Origin of the sequence: Azospirillum sp. B4, assembly GCF_000333275.1 — a bacterium.
Taxonomy (GTDB): Bacteria; Pseudomonadota; Alphaproteobacteria; order Azospirillales; family Azospirillaceae; genus Nitrospirillum.
Genome location: NZ_BACU01000676.1, coordinates 1 through 1,142 on the forward strand (window position 1 = coordinate 1; position 1,142 = coordinate 1,142).

1 protein-coding gene is annotated in these 1,142 nt (G+C 69.5%); it reads left to right on the top strand.

Annotation, left to right across the window (positions count from 1 at the left end):
* Nucleotides 1–205: 205 nt before the first annotated feature.
* A partial coding sequence (locus I55_RS30535; RefSeq protein WP_044564498.1) for a class I SAM-dependent RNA methyltransferase occupies nucleotides 206–1,142 on the top strand: 937 nt, incomplete at its 3' end.

Sequence of the window (1,142 nt, forward strand, 5' to 3'; positions counted from 1 at the left end):
CCCTACATGCCTGGGTCGGGCAGCACCTATTCCGATGAGGAGATCGCGGCGGTGGCCAACTATGTCACCGCCCGGTTCGGCGCCCAGCTTTCCGGGCTCACGCCAAGGACGTGGAGAAGCTGCGGGCGGATTGACGCCGCCGGGTCATGGAAGCCATTGCCAGAAAGCCCTCGCCCGCCCGGTGGTGGCGCGATATCAAGGCGCGATGGACGACTTTGAAATCTATGTGGTGACCACCCCTGGCCAGGAATCCACGCTGTGCGCGGAGATGACGGCGGCCGGATTCACCAATCCCCAGCCCGCCAAGGGCGGCGTCTCAACCCGGGGCGGCTGGGCGGAGGTGTGGCGCGCCAATCTGGAACTGCGCGGCGCCACCCGCGTGCTGGTGCGCATCGGCGCCTTCCGCGCCCTGCACCTGGCGCAACTGGACAAGCGCGCCCGGCGCTTCGCCTGGGGCGACTTCCTGCGGGCCGACGTGCCGGTGCGGGTGGAGGCCACGTGCACCAAATCCCGCATCTACCACGCCGGCGCTGCGGCGGAGCGCATCACCCGCGCCCTGGCGGAAGAGCTGGGCGCCCCCATCGCGGACGATGCGGAGATCGTCATCAAGGCCCGCATCGACGATGACCTGTGCACCTTCAGCATCGACACGTCGGGGGAGTCGCTGCACAAGCGCGGCCATAAGGAGGCGGTGAACAAGGCCCCGATGCGGGAGACCATGGCCGCCCTGTTCCTGCGCCAGTGCGGCTATGACGGCACGGAACCGGTGGTGGATCCCATGTGCGGCTCCGGCACCTTCGTGATCGAGGCGGCGGAGATGGCGGCCGGCCTCAAGCCCGGCCGCAGCCGTTCCTTCGCTTTCGAGAAGCTGGCCAGCTTCGATCCGGCCGCCTGGACCGCCCTGAAGGAATCTGGAAACGTCACGCCGCCGTCCGTGCGCTTCCACGGCAGCGACCGCGACGCCGGCGCCGTCAGGATGAGCCAGGAGAACGCCGCGCGCGCCGGCGTGGCGGCCTGGACCGACTTCCGCCACCACGCCATCAGCGACCTGACCCCGCCGGAAGGTCCGCCCGGCCTGGTGATCGTCAACCCGCCCTATGGCGGGCGCATCGGCGACACCAAGCAGCTCTATGCCCTGTACG